18 protein-coding genes and 1 tRNA gene are annotated in these 18258 nt (G+C 70.6%); 13 read left to right on the top strand and 6 right to left on the bottom strand.

Annotation, left to right across the window (positions count from 1 at the left end):
• The first annotated feature begins 18 nt into the window (after nt 1–18).
• The 4 genes from C8D81_RS00090 (at nt 19) to topA (ending at nt 5477) form a co-directional block, all read left to right on the top strand.
• Complete coding sequence (locus C8D81_RS00090) at nt 19–1131, top strand: cupin domain-containing protein (protein WP_229237889.1); 1113 nt, start codon at nt 19–21, stop codon at nt 1129–1131.
• Nucleotides 1128–1952: a fumarylacetoacetate hydrolase family protein gene (locus C8D81_RS00085; RefSeq protein WP_133625319.1), complete on the top strand. Its 825-nt coding sequence runs from the start codon at nt 1128–1130 to the stop codon at nt 1950–1952. Before C8D81_RS00090 ends, C8D81_RS00085 begins: the two co-directional genes overlap by 4 nt.
• Nucleotides 1953–1972: 20 nt before the next feature.
• The gene (locus C8D81_RS00080; protein ID WP_166646614.1) at nt 1973–2644 is read left to right on the top strand and encodes a maleylpyruvate isomerase family mycothiol-dependent enzyme; all 672 of its coding nucleotides are present in this window, start codon (nt 1973–1975) and stop codon (nt 2642–2644) included.
• 106 nt (nt 2645–2750) lie between these two features.
• On the top strand, nt 2751–5477 hold the full coding sequence (topA, locus tag C8D81_RS00075) for a type I DNA topoisomerase (RefSeq protein ID WP_133625318.1): 2727 nt from the start codon (nt 2751–2753) through the stop codon (nt 5475–5477).
• Nucleotides 5478–5488: 11 nt separating this feature from the next.
• On the opposite strand, the gene C8D81_RS00070 is transcribed toward topA, so the two are convergent.
• Nucleotides 5489–6697: an MFS transporter gene (locus C8D81_RS00070; RefSeq protein ID WP_133625317.1), complete on the bottom strand. Its 1209-nt coding sequence runs from the start codon at nt 6695–6697 to the stop codon at nt 5489–5491.
• Nucleotides 6698–6818: 121 nt separating this feature from the next.
• On the opposite strand from C8D81_RS00070, the gene C8D81_RS00065 reads away from it, so the two are divergent.
• The 5 genes from C8D81_RS00065 (at nt 6819) to C8D81_RS00045 (ending at nt 12472) form a co-directional block, all read left to right on the top strand.
• A complete protein-coding gene (locus C8D81_RS00065; protein ID WP_133625316.1) occupies nt 6819–8219 on the top strand; it encodes a hypothetical protein in 1401 nt (466 codons plus the stop codon).
• A 1-nt stretch (nt 8220) separates the two neighbouring features.
• Entirely contained in the window at nt 8221–8847 is a 627-nt protein-coding gene (gene tmk, locus C8D81_RS00060) for a dTMP kinase (RefSeq protein ID WP_098476963.1), read from the top strand.
• The gene (locus C8D81_RS00055) at nt 8844–10016 is read left to right on the top strand and encodes a DNA polymerase III subunit delta' (protein WP_094357869.1); all 1173 of its coding nucleotides are present in this window, start codon (nt 8844–8846) and stop codon (nt 10014–10016) included. The genes tmk and C8D81_RS00055 overlap by 4 nt, the downstream gene beginning before the upstream one ends.
• Before the next feature lie 97 nt (nt 10017–10113).
• Entirely contained in the window at nt 10114–10803 is a 690-nt protein-coding gene (locus C8D81_RS00050) for a DoxX family protein (protein ID WP_094357868.1), read from the top strand.
• Nucleotides 10804–10876: 73 nt separating this feature from the next.
• Nucleotides 10877–12472 carry an alpha/beta hydrolase gene (locus C8D81_RS00045; RefSeq protein WP_094430079.1) on the top strand — a complete coding sequence of 532 codons (1596 nt, stop codon included), beginning with the start codon at nt 10877–10879 and terminating at the stop codon, nt 12470–12472.
• A gap of 6 nt (nt 12473–12478) precedes the next feature.
• On the opposite strand, the gene modA is transcribed toward C8D81_RS00045, so the two are convergent.
• Together modA and C8D81_RS21110 are read right to left on the bottom strand one after the other, a co-directional pair.
• Nucleotides 12479–13255 (bottom strand): molybdate ABC transporter substrate-binding protein, encoded by a 777-nt coding sequence (modA, locus tag C8D81_RS21115; RefSeq protein ID WP_094430080.1) that lies wholly within the window; start codon nt 13253–13255, stop codon nt 12479–12481.
• Nucleotides 13252–13656, bottom strand: coding sequence for a TOBE domain-containing protein (locus C8D81_RS21110; RefSeq protein WP_208109041.1), 405 nt, complete (start codon nt 13654–13656; stop codon nt 13252–13254). Before C8D81_RS21110 ends, modA begins: the two co-directional genes overlap by 4 nt.
• 119 nt (nt 13657–13775) lie before the next feature.
• Here C8D81_RS21110 and C8D81_RS00035 point away from each other — a divergent pair, with 119 nt between their 5' ends.
• A complete protein-coding gene (locus tag C8D81_RS00035) occupies nt 13776–14324 on the top strand; it encodes a YceI family protein (protein WP_094357860.1) in 549 nt (182 codons plus the stop codon).
• 64 nt (nt 14325–14388) lie between these two features.
• Here the strand turns inward: C8D81_RS00035 and C8D81_RS00030 are convergent, their stop codons facing one another.
• Complete coding sequence (locus C8D81_RS00030; protein ID WP_133625314.1) at nt 14389–15201, bottom strand: aminotransferase class IV family protein; 813 nt, start codon at nt 15199–15201, stop codon at nt 14389–14391.
• Between the two features lie 25 nt (nt 15202–15226).
• Between C8D81_RS00030 and C8D81_RS00025 the strand changes: the two genes are divergently transcribed.
• Together C8D81_RS00025 and C8D81_RS00020 are read left to right on the top strand one after the other, a co-directional pair.
• Nucleotides 15227–15595: a MerR family transcriptional regulator gene (locus tag C8D81_RS00025; protein ID WP_208109040.1), complete on the top strand. Its 369-nt coding sequence runs from the start codon at nt 15227–15229 to the stop codon at nt 15593–15595.
• A gap of 100 nt (nt 15596–15695) precedes the next feature.
• Nucleotides 15696–16634, top strand: a complete 939-nt coding sequence (locus C8D81_RS00020) for an SDR family NAD(P)-dependent oxidoreductase (RefSeq protein WP_094430084.1) — start codon at nt 15696–15698, stop codon at nt 16632–16634.
• 3 nt (nt 16635–16637) lie between these two features.
• On the opposite strand, the gene C8D81_RS00015 is transcribed toward C8D81_RS00020, so the two are convergent.
• Both C8D81_RS00015 and C8D81_RS00010 read right to left on the bottom strand, forming a co-directional pair.
• Nucleotides 16638–17054 (bottom strand): MmcQ/YjbR family DNA-binding protein, encoded by a 417-nt coding sequence (locus C8D81_RS00015; RefSeq protein WP_094430085.1) that lies wholly within the window; start codon nt 17052–17054, stop codon nt 16638–16640.
• 15 nt (nt 17055–17069) lie between these two features.
• A tRNA-Thr gene (locus C8D81_RS00010) sits at nt 17070–17142 on the bottom strand.
• 204 nt (nt 17143–17346) lie between these two features.
• On the opposite strand from C8D81_RS00010, the gene C8D81_RS00005 reads away from it, so the two are divergent.
• Nucleotides 17347–18258, top strand: a 912-nt coding sequence (locus C8D81_RS00005) for a DUF222 domain-containing protein (protein ID WP_133625313.1), incomplete at its 3' end; no start/stop codon positions are given.

Raw genomic sequence — 18258 nt, 5'->3', positions numbered from 1 at the left:
GCTCAACAGTCCTCCCCGGTGAAGTTGCCGCCGATCGAGGGACCAACGCAGCCGCCGGTCACGGCGGAGCTCACCGAGCTCTACCGCTCCTTCGAGCAGGAGTTGCTGATCCCGCTGTGGTACGAGATCGGCGACCTGATGCCGGCCAACCCGCAGTCGAAGGCCGCCGCACACCTGTGGCGCTGGGCGGACCTGCTGCCGCTGGCCGAGCAGGCCGGTCGGATCGTCGCGGTCGGTCGGGGCGGGGAACGACGGGCGATGGCGCTGGCCAATCCCAGCCTCGGCGGGCGGCCCTACATCGCACCGAACCTGTGGTGCGCGATCCAGTATCTGGGTCCGGGCGAGACGGCGCCCTACCACCGGCACACCCAGAACGCGTTCCGCTTCGTCGTCGAGGGCGAGGGTGTCTGGACCCTGGTCAACGGCGACTCGGTCGCCATGCAGCGGGGTGATTTCCTGCCTCAGGGGTCGTGGAACTGGCACGCCCACCACAACCCGAGTGGGAATCCGATGGCCTGGCTCGACGGTCTCGACATTCCCTTCCAGTACGCCGCAGAGACCACCTTCTTCGAGTTCGGACCCGAGGAACTGGACAACACCGGTACCCCGGAACTGTCCGACTCGGAGAAGCTCTGGCGGCACGGCGGCCTGACCCCGCTCACCGCGGCCGGCGGCACCAGCGCATCCTCGCCGCTGCTGGCGTACCGCTGGAGGGCCACCGACGCGGCGCTCGCCGGCCAGCTCGAGGTCGCTCGCACCCGCCCCGAGGTGCTGCCCGAACCGGGGCACGCCGCCGTCCGCTACACCAACCCGCAGACCGCCCGCGACGTGCTGCCGACGATCCGCACCGAGATCCACCGGATCGTCGCCGGCACCGACACCACCCCGCTGCGCCGCGTCGGCAGCACCGTCTATCAGGTCTTCGACGGCTCGGGGCGGGTCCGCGTCGGTGACCAGAGCTGGAGCGTCAGCCGCGGCGACCTCTTCGTGGTGCCGTCCTGGGTGGAGTTCTCGGTGACCTCCACCGCGACCGGCTCGGACTCCGACTCCGGCGCGCTGGATCTGTTCACCTTCTCCGACGCCCCCATCTTCGAAGCCCTGAATCTCTACCGCGAACAGGAGAACGCATGAAACTCGCCACCATCCACACCGCCGAGGGCACCCAGGCGGCCCGCCTCGAGGGCGACGAGCTCGTCGCCCTGCCGGCGCCGGACGTCCGGGCGCTGCTGGCGCATCCGGACACGGATGCCATCGCGGCGGTGGACGGCCCCCGGATCGCGGTGGCCGAGGCCAACTTCGCGCCGGTGGTGGTCAACCCGCAGCGGATCGTCTGCGTCGGGCTGAACTACGCCAACCACATCAAGGAGATGGGCCGCGAACTGCCCGAGTACCCGACGATCTTCTCCAAGTACCCCGATGCGCTCACCGGTGCCTTCGACGACATCCCGATGCCGCCGGAGACCGAGGCCTTCGACTGGGAGGTGGAGCTCGCGGTGATCGTCGGCGCCTCCGGCCGCCGGCTCACCGGCGCCGACGCCGAGGCCGCGATCGCCGGCTTCGCCACCCTCGACGACGTCACCGTCCGCGACTGGCAGTACCGCAGCCCGGAATGGACCCAGGGCAAGGCCTGGGAGAAGCAGACCCCGCTCGGCCCCTACCTGGTCACCCCCGACGAGGTCGGCGGGGTACGCCCCGCGCTGCGGGTCACCACCAAGGTGGACGGCGAGATCATGCAGGACAACAACACCGCCGAGCTGGTCTTCGACCCGGTACGCCTGGTCGAGTACATCTCCACCTTCACCCGGCTGCAGCCCGGCGATGTGATCGCCACCGGCACCCCGGGCGGGGTCGGCCACGCCCGCAAGCCGCCGGTCTACCTGCACCCCGGCTCGATCCTGGAGACCGAGGTCGAGGGCCTCGGCGCGCAGCGCAACCGGATCGTCGAGGAATAGCTCTGAGAAAGGGAACACCCGTGAGACTCGATTGGACCCGCGACGGTACCGCGGCGGTCACCAGGGCCCTGGCGCCGCTGTCGGAGCAGGACTTCGAGGCGCCCTCGGGTCTGCCCGAGTGGACCCGCAAACACCTGGTCGCCCACCTGGCGGCGAACGCCGACGCGCTGTGCAATCTGGTGGCCTGGGCGCGGACCGGGGTGGAGACGCCGATGTACTCCTCCACCGACCAGCGCAATGCAGACATCGCTGCCGGGGCCGAGCGTCCCGGCAGCGAGCTGCGGGACTGGTTCACCGAATCCGCCGCCCGGTTGGACGCCGACTGGGCCACCTTGACCGAGGACCAGTGGCAACACGCGGTACGCACCGCTCAGGGGCGTACCGTCCCGGCCGGTGAGACCGTCTGGATGCGGAACCGGGAACTGTGGGTGCACCTGGTCGATCTCGACCTCGGCGACACCCTCGCCGAGGCACCGGCGGAGTTCTGCTCCCGGCTGGTCACCGAGATCGCCGCCAAGCGCGCCGACACCGGCCCGGCCCTCGAGTTGCACAGCAGCGACACCGGCGAGAGCTGGCAGATCAGCGGTACCGGGGAGCCGGTGCGGCTCACCGGCACGCTGGCCGAGCTGACGGCGTACCTCAGCGGCCGGGGAAACCCGGTCGGCGGACCGGAGCTGCCGCCCTGGCTCTGAGGTCGGCGTCCCGCCGGGATTTCGATTCTGCTGGTAGGGATGAGGGGAACATGTACGCTTCCGCCGTACTGACCCCGTTCGACCCCGTTCCGGCAGAAAGGCAAACGTGACGACCCAGACAGTCCCGCGCCGCCTCGTCATCGTCGAGTCGCCCACCAAGGCGTCCAAGATCGCGAGCTACCTCGGCGACGGCTATGTCGTGGAGTCGAGCCGGGGCCACATCTGCGACCTGCCGCAGGGGTCGGCCGACATCCCCGCCAAGTACAAGGGCCAGCCGTGGGCGCGGCTCGGGGTGAACATCCCCGACGATTTCGACCCGCTCTACGTGGTGCCCGCCGAGAAGAAGGGCACCGTCCGCGAGCTGAAGGCGGCGCTCGCCGACGCCGACGAACTGCTGCTCGCCACCGACGGTGACCGCGAGGGCGAGGCGATCGCCTGGCACCTGATGCAGCAGCTCAAGCCAAAGGTGCCGGCGCTGCGGATGGTCTTCCACGAGATCACCGAGCAGGCGATCCAGGAAGCGGTGGCCAACCCGCGCGAACTGGACATCGATCTGGTGGATGCGCAGGAGGCCCGCCGGATCCTGGACCGGCTCTACGGCTACGAGGTCTCCCCGGTGCTCTGGCGCAAGGTCAAGCCGCGGCTGTCGGCGGGCCGGGTGCAGTCGGTGGCGACCCGGCTGGTCGTCGACCGGGAACGGGAGCGAATGGCGTTCCGCTCCGCCAGCTACTGGGATCTCGACGCGCTGCTGAACGCCGGCAGCGAGGCCGAGCCGCCCACCTTCACCTCCCGGCTCACCCAGGTGGGGGAGCGCCGGGTCGCCCAGGGCCGCGACTTCGACTCCCGCGGCAACCTCACCGGCAGCAATCTGGTGCACCTCGACGAGCAGGCCGCCCGCTCGCTCGCCGACGCGCTGCCGCAGGCCGACTGGCAGGTGGCCAGCGTCGATTCGCGGCCCTACACCCGCAAGCCGTACGCCCCCTTCCGGACCACCACGATGCAGCAGGAGGCCGGCCGCAAGCTCGGCTTCTCCGCGCAGCGGGCGATGTCGGTGGCCCAGGACCTCTACGAGCGCGGCTACATCACCTACATGCGTACCGACTCGGTGGCGCTGTCGGCGCAGGCGATCAGCGCCGCCCGCAACCAGGTCCAGCAGCTCTTCGGCGGCAACTACCTGCCCGCCCAGCCCCGGGCGTACGCCTCCAAGGTGAAGAACGCCCAGGAGGCGCACGAGGCGATCCGGCCCGCCGGTGAGACCTTCCAGACCCCGGCCCAGACCGGGCTGTCGGGCGACCACTTCCGGCTCTACGAGCTGATCTGGATGCGCACCATCGCCTCCCAGATGAAGGACGCCGAGGGCCAGACCGTCACGGTGAGGATCACCGCCAGTGGCGCGACCCCCGAGGTCTGCACGTTCACCGCCTCGGGGCGGACCATCACCTTCCACGGCTTCCTGAAGGCGTACGTGGAGGCGGTCGACGAGTCCCGCGAGGGCAGCCAGTCCGACGACGCCCAGTCCCGGCTGCCGCAGCTAGTCCAGGGCCAGTCGCTGAGCGCGGAGAAGGTGACCGCCAGCGGCCACGAGACCAAGCCGCCGGCCCGCTACACCGAGCCCTCGCTGGTGGCGAAACTGGAGGAGCTGGAGATCGGCCGGCCCTCGACCTATGCCTCGATCATCCGCACCATCACCAGTCGCGACTACGTCTTCAAGCGGGGCTCCGCGCTGGTACCGACCTGGCTCGCGTTCGGTGTCACCCGGTTGCTGGAGGAACATTTCCCGAAGCTGATCGACTACCAGTTCACCGCCACCATGGAGGCCGACCTCGATGAGGTCGCCCGCGGTGACATGGCCCGGCTCGAGGTGCTCAAGGACTTCTGGTTCGGCGCCGGGGACGCGGCCGGGCTGCACTCCCTGGTCAACGAGCTCGGCGAGATCGACGCCCGTCGGCTGTCGACCTTCCCGCTCGGTGACCTGGACTCCGGGATCGTGGTCCGGGTCGGTCGCTACGGCACCTATGTCGAGGGGCCGGAGGAGAAGCGGGCCAATGTGCCCGAGGATCTGCCGCCCGATGAGCTCACCGTCGAGTACGCCAAGGAGCTGCTGGCCAAGCCGATGGGTGAGGAGCGCGAGCTCGGCACCGATCCGCAGACCGGCAACCCGGTGGTCGCCCGCAACGGCCGCTTCGGGCCCTATGTCACCGAGGTGCTCGGTGAGGATGCGCCGAAGTCGGCCAAGCCGCGGACCGGGTCGCTCTTCCGCAGCATGGACATCGACACCGTCACCCTCGAGCAGGCCCTGGAACTGATGAACCTGCCGCGGGTGGTCGGCAAGGACGCCGAGGGCGTCGAGATCACCGCGCAGAACGGTCGTTACGGGCCGTATCTGAAGAAGGGCACCGACTCCCGTTCGCTGGAGTCCGAGGACCAGATCTTCAGCATCACCCTGGAGCAGGCCGAGGCGATCTATGCCCAGCCCAAGCGCCGCGGCCGGGCCGCCGCCAAGCCGCCGCTGAAGGAACTCGGCGACGATCCCGCCTCCGGCAAGCCGATGGTGGTCAAGGACGGCCGGTTCGGTCCCTATGTGACCGATGGGGAGACCAACGCGACCCTGCGCCGCGACGACTCGGTGGAGGCGATCACCGCCGAGCGCGGTGCCGAGTTGCTCGCCGAGAAGCGCGCCAAGGGCCCGGCCAAGAAGGCCACCCGCAAGAAGGCGACGGCGAAGAAGGCCACCAAGAAGGCCCCCGCCAAGAAGACCGCAGCGAAGAAGTCGACCGCCAAGAAGGCCCCGGCCAAGAAGACCGCGGCGAAGAAGGCCGCCAAGAAGAGCTGACCGACGTACGCTCAGTCGGCTTTCCGGGCCGGTACGCCCAACAGGGCGGCCAGGACGCCGGCAGCGACGGCCATCAGCAGCGGCTGGTCGAGCCGGCCGCCGACCGCCGCACCCAGGGAGACCCCGAGCACCGTGGCGGTGGCCATCGCCGTCATCGCGGTGGTCAGCGAGGCGCGGGGGGCGAACCGCTCGACCAGGGTGAAGGCGCTGACCAGGATCGGGCCGATCCCGAGCCCGGCGAGCAGGGCGCCGAGCACCAGCAGCGGCAACGAATCCAGGGTGCCGGCCATCAGCAGCGCACCGGCGACCAGCATCACCCCGCCGATCGGCAGCCGCGGCCAGACCGGCCCCGGCAGTCGGCCGGTGAGCAGCGAGGCGACACCGCTGCCGACGCCGACCACGGCGTACACCGGCCCGGTCAGGCCCGCCTGCCCGACGGCCTCGAAGTGCGCGGCCAGACCGGTCTGCAGGCTGCCGAAACCGACGCCGACGGCGCCCGCCGCGAGCAGCGGCGCCAGCATCACCCGCCACGGGATCGGCCCGCGGCCGCTCTGCCCGGCCAGGGCCGATGTCGGTTCGCGGAGCAGGAACAGCGCGAACGCGCCCTGACCGAACAGGGTCAGTGCGGCGATGACCAGCAACCCGGGGCGGGCGCCGAGGGCGCCGATCAGCACCCCGCCGAGGGCCGGGCCGAGCACGAAACTGACCTCGTCGATCGCCGACTCGTACCCCAGGGCGCGGCGGACCAGCTGATCCCCGCCGGCCAGATCGGGGCGGTCGTCGGCATAGCGCGCCAGCCGGGTCCACCGACTGCGGGCGATCGCGGCCACCTGCGGATTGGCGGCGCCCAGCAGGGCCGCCAGGCCGAGCAGCGCCGGCAGCGCCGACACCCCGACCCACATCAGCCCGAACAGCGAACCGAGCTGCACGGCGGTGGCGCCGAGCAGCACCGGCAGCGCCCCGTACCGATCGACGAGCCGGCCGACGACGGGCGCGCCCAGCGCGGTACCGATGCCGAGCGCGGCGACGGTCAGCCCGGCGGTCGCCAGGCCACCGCCGGCGCGGGTGACGTAGAGCAGCACGCCGAGCTGGATCATCGCCGCCGGCAACCGGCCGAAGGCCGCGGTCAGCAGAAAAGGCAACCCGCCGGTACGCAGCAGACTGGGCTGCTGGGGGCGTACCGGCCGGGAATGGGAAGTCTGGTCGGACAACTCGATCACGCATCCTCCGGGGACGACTCACGAGCACGCTCCCGACCACGCCGCGTGCTCACCAGACCCACAGAGTGCCCCCAGTCTAACCCGGAACCGGCCCGGTGCCCGAACGGCTAGGATCGCGCCGATGGGCAAGAGTCGTCGGGTCGAGGTACGCCGTTTCGAGCTGCCCTGGCAGGCCAGGGTGGGGCGGCTGGTCAACCCCGAACTCGGGCTGGCCAGCGTCTCGCTGCGCGGCGGTGAGCACGCCCCGTACACGATCGACGTCACCGTGCTGGACGCCCCCGACCACCGCCTGGTCCGCGCCGGGATCTGGCTCGCGCACCGGGTGCTGGACGGCCGCGGTGAGTGGTACCTGGCCGGCGACGGCTGGGCGCCCTGGCTGCCGGCCGAGCGGATCGAGCAGCTCGGGGAGGGCGACCTGCCCGACGAACTGGCCGACCTGGTACGCCCGTTCCGCCGCGGCGCGGCGCTCGGGCCGACCGCGGCGCTGACCTGCCGGCGGGAGGAGTACGCGCTGCGCGACGGCGAGCGGAAGCTGATCGCGGTGCTCCGCAACGAGGCCGTCCAGGTCCGCTCCGGCGGGGTGACCACCGCCCGGTACCGTCAGCTCACCCTGACCGGGGTCGGCAATCGGCTGACCAGCGGCCAGGCCGCCTGGCTCACCGGATCGCTGAACGCCGCCGGCGGCACCCAGGTCGCCGGGTTCCCGCCGCTGGCGCAGCGTCTCGGTGCCCCCGCGACCGGTCTCAGCGACCTGCCCGAGGGCCGCGACCCCGATCCCGAGGACACCCTGGAGCGGTTCGTCGGCGGATTGCTCGCGGCCCGGTTGCGGCGGATCACCCGCGCCGACCTCGCGGTCCGCGGCGGCCATCGCCGCGGGGCCCGCGAGCTCGCCGGTGAACTGCTGCGGATGCGGACCGAGCTGCAGGGGATGGTCCCGCTGCTGGATCCGCAGTGGAGCGGTGACCTCGCCGCCGAACTCGACTGGGCCGCGCAGGCGGTCCGCGGCACCACCGCCGACACCGTGCCGGCCGAGCTGTCCGGGGAGCGCTATCTGCGGCTGCTGGACCGGTTGGTGTCGGCGAGCCGGGCCCCGGCGCTCGGTGACGCGGGTGCGGAACCGGCCGGTACCGCGCTGAGCGGGCTGTTGCGGCAACGGGTCCGGGACCTGCGCCGGGCGATGGCCGGGCTGTCCGCCGAGGAGGGGGCCGACGGCGACTGGTTGGCCGCGCTGCGGGCCGCGGAGGGGGTACGCGACTGCTGCGGCGTACAGGCCGAGGAGACGAAACCGGTCCGCGCCCTGCGCCGCCGGGCGACCCGGTTGGTGGCCGCGCTGGATGAGTGTCTGGAAGCCCACGACGAGCGGCAGCAGCTGCGGTTGGACGATCTGACCTCGGAGCAGGCGTTCGCCGCCGGCCGGGCCTATGAGCGGGTCGCGGTGGCCGAACAGGACGCCCGCGCGGACCTGCTCGACGACTGGCCCCGGATCGAGCGTCGGCTGCGCCGCGCCGCGAAGGAGCTGTGAGGTGTTCGTCGTCTTCGAGGGTGGTGACGGCGCCGGCAAGTCCACCCAGGTGCGCCGGCTCGCCGACTGGCTGGCCGCCCGCGGGCAGCGGGTGCTGCTCACCCACGAACCGGGTGACACCGAGCTGGGCCAGCAGATCCGCCGGATCGTGCTGGACCCGGGCACCGGCGAGGTCGACCTGCGCGCCGAGGCGCTGCTGATCGCCGCGGACAAGGCGCAGCATCTGGCGCAGGTGGTACGCCCGGCGCTCGCCGACGGCTCGGTGGTGGTCTGCGACCGCTACATCGACTCGATGATCGCCTACCAGGGCGCGGGGCGGGGCCTGGGTGCCGACCAGGTGGCCGGGCTGGTCGACTGGGCCACCGACGGGCTGCGACCCGACCTGACCGTGTTGCTCGATGTCGATCCCGACGAGGCCGTGCACCGCAAGGAGAGCAAGGACCGGCTGGAGGGGCTCGGGGTGGAGTTCCATGCCCGGGTCCGAGCGGCGTTCCTCGAACTCGCCGCCGCCGACCCGGACCGCTATCTGGTGCTGCCGGCCCGCCGCAGCCGCGACGAGATCGCCGCCGCGGTGGCCGAGCGGGTGGCTGGGTCGTTGTCGGTGCCGCGCGGCACACTGGGGCCATGACCAGTTCCCCGCAGACCGCGCCCGCACCGGGGGTGTGGGCCGACCTGGTCGGCCAGCAGCCCGCGATCGACGTGCTGTCCCGCGCGGTCCGCGGCGAGCAGCATGCGATGAGCCACGCCTGGTTGATCACCGGGCCGCCCGGGTCGGGGCGCTCCAACGCCGCGCGCGCGTTCGCCGCGGCGTTGCAGTGCGAGCGCGGCGGTTGCGGTGAGTGCACCGCCTGCCGGACCGCGCTGTCCGGGGCCCATCCCGATGTCACCCTGGTCCGCACCGAGATGCTGTCGATCGGTGTCGAGGAGGTCCGCGACCTGGTCCGCCGGGCGTCGATGAGTCCGACCCTCGGCCGCAAGCAGGTGCTCGTCGTCGAGGACGCCGACCGGGTCACCGAGCGGGGTGCCGACGCGCTGCTCAAGGCGATCGAGGAGCCGGCCCAGCGGACGGTCTGGATCCTCTGCGCGCCCACCCCCGATGACGTGGTCGCCACCATCCGCTCCCGGTGCCGGCTGCTCACCCTGACCACCCCGAACCCGGCCGCGGTCGCCGAGCTGCTGATCCGCCGCGACGGCATCGACCCGGCGATGGCGGCGTACGCGGCCCGTGCCGCGAGTGGTCACGTCGGCCGCGCCCGGGCACTGGCCCGCGACGAGGGCGCCCGCAACCGGCGCCGCGAGGTGCTCGCCATTCCCGGCCGGTTGACCGGGCTGGGGCCCTGCCTGGACGCGGCCGCCGACCTGGTCGCGGCGACCAGCGAGGAGGCCTCGGTGGCCACCGCCGAGCTCGATGCCCGGGAGCGCAAGGAGCTGGAGGAGGCGCTCGGCTTCGGCACCAAGGGCGCCCGGCCGCGGCAGGCCGCCGCCGCACTGAAGGATCTCGAGGAGCAGCAGAAGGCCCGCGCCAAGCGGCTGCAGCGCGACGCCCTGGATCGGGCACTGACCGAGCTGACCGGTTACTACCGCGATGTCCTCGCCACCCAGACCGGGGCGGATGCCGAGCTGGTCAATCCCGAACTGGGCAAGCAGATCGGCGTCCTGGCCCGGCGGACCACCCCGGAGGCGACGCTGCGGCGGATCGACGCCCTGCTCGCCTGCCGGACCGCCCTGGAGGGCAATGTGGCGCCGCTGCTCGCGGTCGAATCGATGCTGATCTCACTGGTGGAAGCCGATCGCTGACCCGTGTCGCTCCCGGGCGTACGCCGGCCGCGGAGTTAGCCTGATAGCGGTCAGCCGACAGACCTCTTGACTTCCCCACCGTCGAAGGACTTCCCACATGAGCGTACGCGAGACTCTTCCCCGTTCCGGCTCCTCGGCAGTCGAGGAGACCCAGCCGCTCGACCTCGAGGGCGTCGATTCGCAGGATGAGCGGACCGCGCGTCTCGATACCGGTGACGAGCGCACCCAGGTGCAGCCGGTCCCCGCCCCGCCCGCCGACGCCGCCGAGCGCGAGCGTCGCCGCCGCGAGCGGGAGAAGGCCCTGGGCACCCGCCGCAAGAACACCGAGCCCGAGCCGGTCGCGGTCGCCCCGAAGCCGAAGCGCACCACCGACAAGTTCCTCGGTTCGCTCGGCCTGCTGCTGCTCCGCCTGGTCGCCGCCGGCATCATCGGCATCCACGGTTACGCCAAGGCGATGGACATCGGCTCGGTGCAGCAGATGCTGAACAACACGATCATCCCCGAGCCGGTGATCATGAGCTATGTGCTCGCCGCCAGCGAGGTCGCGATCGCGCTCGCCCTGGTGCTCGGCCTGCTGACCCGGCTCGCCGGTCTCGGCCTGGCCGCCATCGGCATCGGTGCGCTGGTGTTCGTGAAGTGGGTGCAGAACCCGTTCACCGGCAACACCCTGTCCGGTGAGCTGGAGCTGCTGCTCGGTGCCGTCGGTCTGCTGTTCCTCTGCGTCGGCGCCGGTGGTGCCAGCGTGGACGCCGCCTTCCGGCGCCGTCGCGCGGCCGCCAAGGCCTGATACCGACCCTGCTCGACCCACGGCGGATCGGGGTGACCATCGCGGTTACCCCGATCCGCCTACATTTGCACCCATGAGGGCGCGGCTGGGAATCGGTTGGCTGCTCGCCCTCGCGATGACCGTCACCGGGTGCAGCGCCGCCGCACCAGCACCGGCCCCCGCGCCCGACCCCGCCCTGTTCGGTACGCCGCAGCCGGCCGCCACCCGTCCGGCCGGCGAGGCCACCGCACCGGACCGGCCGCAGCTGCCGATCCCCGAGGTCACCCCGACCGGGCTCGTCGACCCGCCCCCGGGTGCAGGTCCCACCCGTTATCAGCAGCAGCGCCTCGACTGGAACCGCTGCACGATCGGCAACCGGGCGTACGAGTGCGCGAATGCCCTCGCCCCGCTGGATGCCGAGCGCCCCGACGAGCGTGCGGTCACCCTGGCGCTGCTCAAGGTCCCGGCCAGCAGGCAGCCGCGGCTGGGCACCCTGTTCGTCAACCCCGGTGGGCCGGGGGAGGGTGGTCGCTGGTTGGCGGCCGGTCTGCAGCGTACCGGTCTGGAGCAGTACGACATCGTCGGCTGGGATCCGCGTGGCACCGGTGCCTCCACCCCGGTGCGCTGCACCGACCCGGCCCAGACCGACACCCTGCTGGCCGCGGACAGTTCACCCGACGACGAGGCCGAGCGGGCGGCGTACCGGCAGCTGAACGCCGATTTCGGCCGCGCCTGCCTGGCCAACTCGGGCGAACTGCTGGAGCACATCTCGACCGTCGACACGGTGCGCGACCTGGATCTGTTGCGCGGGCTCGTCGGCGATCCGAAGCTGCAGTTCCTCGGCTACTCCTATGGCACCGCGATCGGCTCCCGCTATGCCCAGATGTATCCCGACCGGGTCGGGGCGATGGTGCTGGACAGTGCGGTGAACGTGATCCCCGACGACCAGTCGGTGGTGCAGGCGATGGGCTTCGACCGGGCGCTGACCGAATTCGCGGACTGGTGCGCCGGCCGGAACTGCAGTCTGGGCAGCGATCGCGCGGCTGTCCTCGCCCGGATCACCGGTCTCTTCGACGGTGCCGACGGGGCCCCGATCCCGGCCGGCGGGAACCGGCCGCTGACCCAGTCACTGGCGGTGACCGGGGTGATCTCTTCCTTGTACGGAACCGAATCCGGCTGGCCGAAGCTGCTCGAGGCGATCGAGCAGGCACGCGCCGGGGACGGCAGGGCGCTGCTCGAGATGGCCGACAGCTACGAGGGCCGCAGCGCCGATGGCCGGTACGCGAACCGGGCGTACGCCTTCGACGCGATCCGCTGCCTGGACCGCCCGGACAAGGGCCTGGCCGCCGCCGACGCGAAGGCCGAGCAGGAGACCCGGCAGGCACCGATCTTCGGGCGCTACTTCGGACCCGACTACGTCTGCCCGAGCTGGCCGGTGCCGCCGAAACCGATGCCCGGTCCGGTCACCGCCCCCGGGGTGCCCCAGATCCTGGTGATCGGCACGACCGGGGACTCGGCCACACCCTACGAATACGCCCCCCGGATGGCTCGCGAACTCGGCGCGGCCCGGTTGCTGACCTATCAGGGGGAGGGGCACGCGGCCTATGGCGGCAAATCGAAGTGTGTCGACGATGCGGTCGTGCAGACCTTCACCACCGGCGTACCGGCGACCGACCTCACCTGCTCCTGAGACCGCTCAGTCGCCGGCGCCGAAGCCGGCGTCGGCGAGCACCTGCTGGCCGCGGGGGCCACGGATGAAATCGGTGAAGCTCTTGGCCGGGCCGGGCCCGGTGGAGGAGGCCAGCACCACGATCGGGTAGCGGTTCAGCACCTGATCGGCCTGCGGGAAGTCGACGGCGGTGACCTTGTCACCGGCCGCCCGGGTGTCGGTCCGATAGACGATCCCGGCGTCGGCCTGGCCGCCGGTCACCTTGCCGAGCACATCGGTCACGCTGTTCTCCTCGCTGACCGGCTTCAGCGTCACCCCGGCCGCGCGGGCGACCTGCCCGGTGGCATTGCCGCAGGGCACCTGGGGTGCACAGGTGACCAGACTGACCTTGTCCAGATCGGCGAGGGAGGCGATCTGCCTGGGATTGCCGGGTGCGGTGGCGATGGTGAGCCGGTTGGTGGCGAAGATCTCCGGTTCGCCGCCGTTCAGTTTCGCGTTCACCGCCTTGGTCATGGTCGCCTCGTCGGCGGTGGCGAGCACATCGCCGGGGGCGCCGTTCTGCAACTGGGTCAGCAGATCCGCCGACCCGCCGAAGGTGAGCCGGACTGTGCTGCCGGGGTGCTGCTCCTGGTAGTCCTTGCCCAGCTGGGTGAAGGCCTTGGTCAGCGAAGCGGCGGCATAGACGGTGATCGTCTGCTTCGTGGTAGCGGCCGGTTCCCCGGCGGCGGGGGACTGCGAACAGGCGGTGAGGGCGAGTACGCCGATGGCCGCGATCGCTGCGGTGGTTGCGTTCCGGACGCTCACTCGGCCGCCCCCTCGGACTCGATGATCACCGTGGTCGCCTTGATCACCGCGACCGCCAGGGCACCCGGTTCCAGGCCGAGGTCGCGGACCGAGTCGGCGCTGATCAACGAGGTGATCCGGTGCGGGCCGCAACGCAGCTGCACCTGGCCCATCACCCCATCGGTGCGGACCTCGGTGACGATGCCGGTCAGCCGGTTGCGGGCCGACAGTGCGCCGCCGAAGGGGTCCTCGGCGGCCTGCGGGCGGGATTCGGCGTACGCCGCCAGGTCCGGTCCGGGAATGGTCAGCCGGCCCGCCGAGTCGGTCTCGGCCGGCACCTGTCCGGAGTCGACCAACCGACGGACCGTGTCGTCGCTGACACCCAGGAGTGCCGCGGCTTCGCTCACCCGATAGTTGCGCATGGGACAGTTCTACACGCATTTGCGTCCCGTTCACCATCCTGATGCCGCAGTTGCGGTGAACTTGTCTTTGATTGAAAGTGGCAGTAGATTGATTGAACATTCAACTCTGAAGGAGAAACGTGAGCAACCTGAGCGAACTGACCGGGACCTACGCCATCGACGCCGCGCACAGCTCGTTGAGCTTCGTCGCGCGTCACGCCATGGTGGCCAAGGTCCGAGGTTCCTTCGAGAAGTTCGAGGGCACCGCCAACCTGGACGGCCAGAATCCCGACAACTCCTCGGTGCGCGTCACCATCGACCCCGCCTCGGTCGACACCCGCAGCTCCGATCGCGATGCGCACCTGGCTTCGCCCGACTTCTTCGACGTCGCCCAGCACCCGAGCTGGCACTTCGAGTCCACCGGTGTGAAGGTGACCGGCGACGACACCTTCGACGTGGCCGGCAACCTGACCATCAAGGGTGTCACCCAGCCGGTGACCATTCCCTTCGAGTACACCGGTTCGGCGACCGACCCCTTCGGCAACCAGCGCGCCGGCTTCGAGGGTGAGATCACCGTCAACCGCAAGGACTTCGGCCTGACCTGGAACGCCGCCCTGGAGACCGGTGGCGTGCTGGTCTCGGAGAAGGTCAAGCTCGAGCTCGAGATCTCGGCGATCAAGCAGGCCTGATCTCCCGCAACAACTTTCGGGGACGGGGTGGCGACCGGCAGGTCGTCACCCCGTTTTTCTTTGTCTATTGGGACTTCGAGGGGTCACACAGCGGGACCGGTGGCTCTGTGGCGTACTCCCGGTGCAGCAGTCCGATGAGGTCGGTGTGGTCGCCGAGGGGCTGATCGGCGATCCGGGACACCGGGATGCCCGGGCTCCAGGAGTTCATCAGCGCGGCGGCGAACCGGTCATCGAGGTCCATCACCCGGACCGGTCGAGTGGTCTGCGGGATTCCCTGCGCGGACAGCCGGCGACGCAGGATCTGCTGGGTGATGCCGTCGAGCAGCTCGGCCTGCGGCCAGATCACCGATGTCCCATCCCAGAAGGCGATGTTCCAGATCGTCGCCTCGCTGATCCGCCCGGAGTGGTCGACGAAGACCGCGTCATCGAAGCCGGCCTCGTTCGCCCGCCGCAGCAACTCGGTCTTGGCCACCTCGCCGACGTGCTTGAGCTGGGGGAGATGCCGTTGGTGGGGCAGCGCGGCCAGGGTGACGGGGTCGGGTGCCGGGGTGATCCGGACCAGCAGGTCGAGCTCGGTGTCGGTGCTGGCGCGATTGAACTCGCCCGGGCGGGCACTCACATGGCAGGTCAGCGACAGATCGGCCGGTGCGTCCGCGGTCGCGGAGCACAACAGGTCGCGGATCCGGTCATCGGGGACGGCTCGGCCGAACAGCTGCTCGCTGGCCGCGCGCAACCGGGCCAGATGCAGGTCGAGCCCGCGGACCGCGCGGTCGCGCACCTGCATGGCGGTGAAGTGGGCGTACCCGGCGAATGCCAGCGGAGCAAGGTCTTCCGCGCTGGCCCGGTTACCGTTGAACTGGGTTTCGGAGATCGGCATGGGGACAAGCTAGGAGTTGACACCAGTGTCAGAGGCAAGCCCGCAGCGGTTGCTGCGGATCGGTGAGCTGGCGGACCGTGCCCGAGTCAGCCCGCGGATGCTGCGCCACTATGAGAACGAGGGGGTCCTGCGGGCGTCGCGATCCTCAGCGGGGCAGCGACTGTTCGACCAGGACGCGGTCGAGCAGGTGCGCTTCATCCGCGAACTGCTCGATGCCGGGCTGCCGATCCGGGTGATCCGGGAACTGGTCGACTGCATCCACGAACCGGGGTGGCTGGAGCCGTGCGCGGTGCCGCTGCTGGTCGCGCACCTGCGCGAGCACGATGCGCGGATCGCGGAGCTGACCAGTACGCGGGATTCCCTGCAGGGATTGATCGACGCCTCGACCGGGTGAGCTGTTCCGGGTGGCCCCGGGGTGGTGACGGGTCCGGGGTGGTGACATCGTTGCTGCAGCGGCGGAATGTCGCTTTGTCGAGGTGGACGGAGGCGGGGGGATGACTGAGTCAGGTGCGCCGATCGCGGTGGTGGCCGGCGCGTCGCGGGGACTGGGATTGCTGGTGGCCCGCGAGCTGGGTCGCCGTGGGTATCGCGTGGCGCTCTGCGCCCGGAATGCCGAGGCCCTGCAGCAGGCGGTGCGTTCGCTGGCCGAGGAAGGGGTCGACGCGACGGCGTACCCCTGCGACGTCTCGGAGGTGGAAGCCGTCCGGGCGATGGTGCGACAGATCGAGACCGAGTTGGGTCCGATCGAGACCTCGATCCAGGTGGCCGGCAACATCCAGGTCGGCCCGCCGGAGGCGGTCACCCACGAGCATTTCGTCGAGGCGATCGACGTGATGCTGTGGGGGCCGATCAACGTCGCGATGACCGTGCTGCCGGGGATGCGGGAGCGGCGCAGTGGCCACATCGGGACCGTCTCGTCGGTGGGCGGGATGATCAGCGTTCCGCATCTTCTCCCTTACAGCACAGCGAAATTCGGTGCCTACGGATTCAGTCAGGGTCTGCGAGCGGCGACCTCGGGCACCGGTGTCACGGTCACCACGATCACCCCCTGGCTGATGCGTACCGGTTCGCACCTGCGGGCGCAGTTCTTCGGCGATGCGGCCAAGGAGTACGCCTGGTTCGCACCGGGGGCGTCGTTGCCGCTGGTGTCGGTCGATGGTGAGGTCGCCGCGCGTCGGATCGTCGACGGCACCCTGGCCGGCAAGGCGCTGGTGCCGATCTCGCCGCTCACCCGGGTGGCCGCCGCGGTGCAGGGGTTGCTGCCCGGTACCACCGCGACGCTGCTCGGGCTGGCGGGTCGACTGCTGCCGCACGGTACGAACAGCGAGACCGTGGATGGGGAGCAGGCCCGCACCGGGTTGCGGCGCGGTGGCCTGGTGGACCGGCTGACCACGCTGGGCGACCGGATGGCCCGGCGTACCAACGAGGTGTGAGTCTCACCGACCCGCGGTCGCGAGCCAGGCATCGGCGCGGCGCCGGGAGGCGCGGGACAGCCAGGCCTCCTGGACCAGTTCGGTGATCAGTTGTCGGCCGGTCTCACCGAGCCGGCTGGCGCGAACCAGGATCGAGGGGTGCCCGTCGAAGTGCGGGGTGGTGAAGAACGGGGAGTTCTGGTCCTGGATCAGTGCCTGCTTGTCGGCCTCGTCGGCGACCCAGATCACGATCACGTCGTCGTAGCGTTCACCGGTCTCGGGATCGAAGGCGTCGGGTCGCGGGTTGCGGAAGAAGACGAAAGATCTCCCGCCCACCTGGTAGACGTGGTTGCCGCTGTTGCCGACCTCGACGGTCACGTGCGGCATCGCGCGCGCCGCGTCGTGCACATCCTTGACCCGTGCCGGCCGGTCCTTGGCCATCGATGCCTCCCTGAGAGCCGCCTGGGGGAGTCGAACCCCCGACCTACGCATTACGAGTGCGTTGCTCTACCTACTGAGCTAAGGCGGCATCGGCCGGCGTGCCGACCGAGGAGTGAGTGTACCGGAGCGCCGGAGCAGTCGACAATCGAGATGAACCCGTACGCCCCGTTCATCGAGTAGGTCGCGCAGCGACCGTGTCGAGATGAACCCAGAAATATTCCCCAAACCCTCTTGAATGATTCGAACACAGTAGCTAATGTTGGACGTAGCAGACGAGAGGAGGTGATCACCAATGACCACCAAGGAACGAGCCGAAGTGTTCGCCGCGATCCGCGCCGAAAGCGACACCATCGCCCAGGCTTCGGCCCGCCAGCTCGTCGCGATCGCCGCCGCCTGCGACACCTACTCCGGCCTCAACACCCACACCGACGAACTCACCGCGAGAGTTCTGCACGGTGAACAGCTCGTCTTCCCCGGCGCGGACGGGACGCCCGGCATCACCGAGTTCTTCCACCTCGAGTTGGCGATGTCATTGGGCTGCTCGCCCGAGACCGCGCAGGTCTGGACCGCCGACGTGCTCAACCTCCGCCACCGGCATCCGATCCTGTGGCAGGCCACCCTCGACTGCGACATTCCCGTGTGGGTCGCCCGCGACATCTCCCGCGCCGCCCTGCAGCTGAACTTCACCCAGGCCCGCGAGTTCGACTCCCTGTGGGCGTTGCGTCTGGTGCCCCTGACCTCGAAGCGAGCGGTCGCGACGACCGAGGCACAGGTCGCGTTGATTCTCAACGATGACAAGGAAGCCGAACGCCAGGCCGCCAAGAAGCACCGCCGCGTGGAGTTCACCCCGAACAGGACCATCGCTGGCATCACCGACCTCTACGCGAACCTCGACGCCGGTGACGCCGCCCAGTTGAACGGGACGCTCGATCGCCTCGCCGACGTGTTGAAGGCCGGTGGCTCCACCGCGTCACGGGACGAACTCCGCGCCGAAGCCCTCGGCCACCTCGCGCATCCCGACCGGGCCCGACAGTTGCTCCAGCCGTCGTTGCTCGACGGTGCGATCGTCACCCCGCAAGGGGATGTGGTGAACCGTGACGGGGAACTCGTCTCCCCCACCAGTGAGCGCTGCCGGCACGGCGCCGAGCTGATCCTGCACATGAACTCCCGCGACCTGGCCAACGGCCGTGGTGGTGAAGGCGAA

The sequence above is a fragment of the Enemella evansiae genome (genome assembly GCF_004362375.1).
GTDB lineage: Bacteria > Actinomycetota > Actinomycetes > Propionibacteriales > Propionibacteriaceae > Enemella > Enemella evansiae.
Note: the sequence above shows the minus strand (reverse complement) of the source record. Positions and strands in the feature narration are given on the sequence as shown.

Bases quoted from the DNA above. Each gene is read 5' to 3' on its own strand.
- C8D81_RS00085 (WP_133625319.1), top strand. From the start codon at position 1,128: ATGAAACTCGCCACCATCCACACCGCCGAGGGCACCCAGGCGGCCCGC.
- C8D81_RS00065 (WP_133625316.1), top strand. From the start codon at position 6,819: ATGGGCAAGAGTCGTCGGGTCGAGGTACGCCGTTTCGAGCTGCCCTGG.
- C8D81_RS00055 (WP_094357869.1), top strand. From the start codon at position 8,844: ATGACCAGTTCCCCGCAGACCGCGCCCGCACCGGGGGTGTGGGCCGAC.
- C8D81_RS00050 (WP_094357868.1), top strand. From the start codon at position 10,114: ATGAGCGTACGCGAGACTCTTCCCCGTTCCGGCTCCTCGGCAGTCGAG.
- C8D81_RS00045 (WP_094430079.1), top strand. From the start codon at position 10,877: ATGAGGGCGCGGCTGGGAATCGGTTGGCTGCTCGCCCTCGCGATGACC.
- C8D81_RS21110 (WP_208109041.1), bottom strand. From the start codon at position 13,656: ATGCGCAACTATCGGGTGAGCGAAGCCGCGGCACTCCTGGGTGTCAGC.
- C8D81_RS00030 (WP_133625314.1), bottom strand. From the start codon at position 15,201: ATGCCGATCTCCGAAACCCAGTTCAACGGTAACCGGGCCAGCGCGGAA.
- C8D81_RS00020 (WP_094430084.1), top strand. From the start codon at position 15,696: ATGACTGAGTCAGGTGCGCCGATCGCGGTGGTGGCCGGCGCGTCGCGG.
- C8D81_RS00015 (WP_094430085.1), bottom strand. From the start codon at position 17,054: ATGGCCAAGGACCGGCCGGCACGGGTCAAGGATGTGCACGACGCGGCG.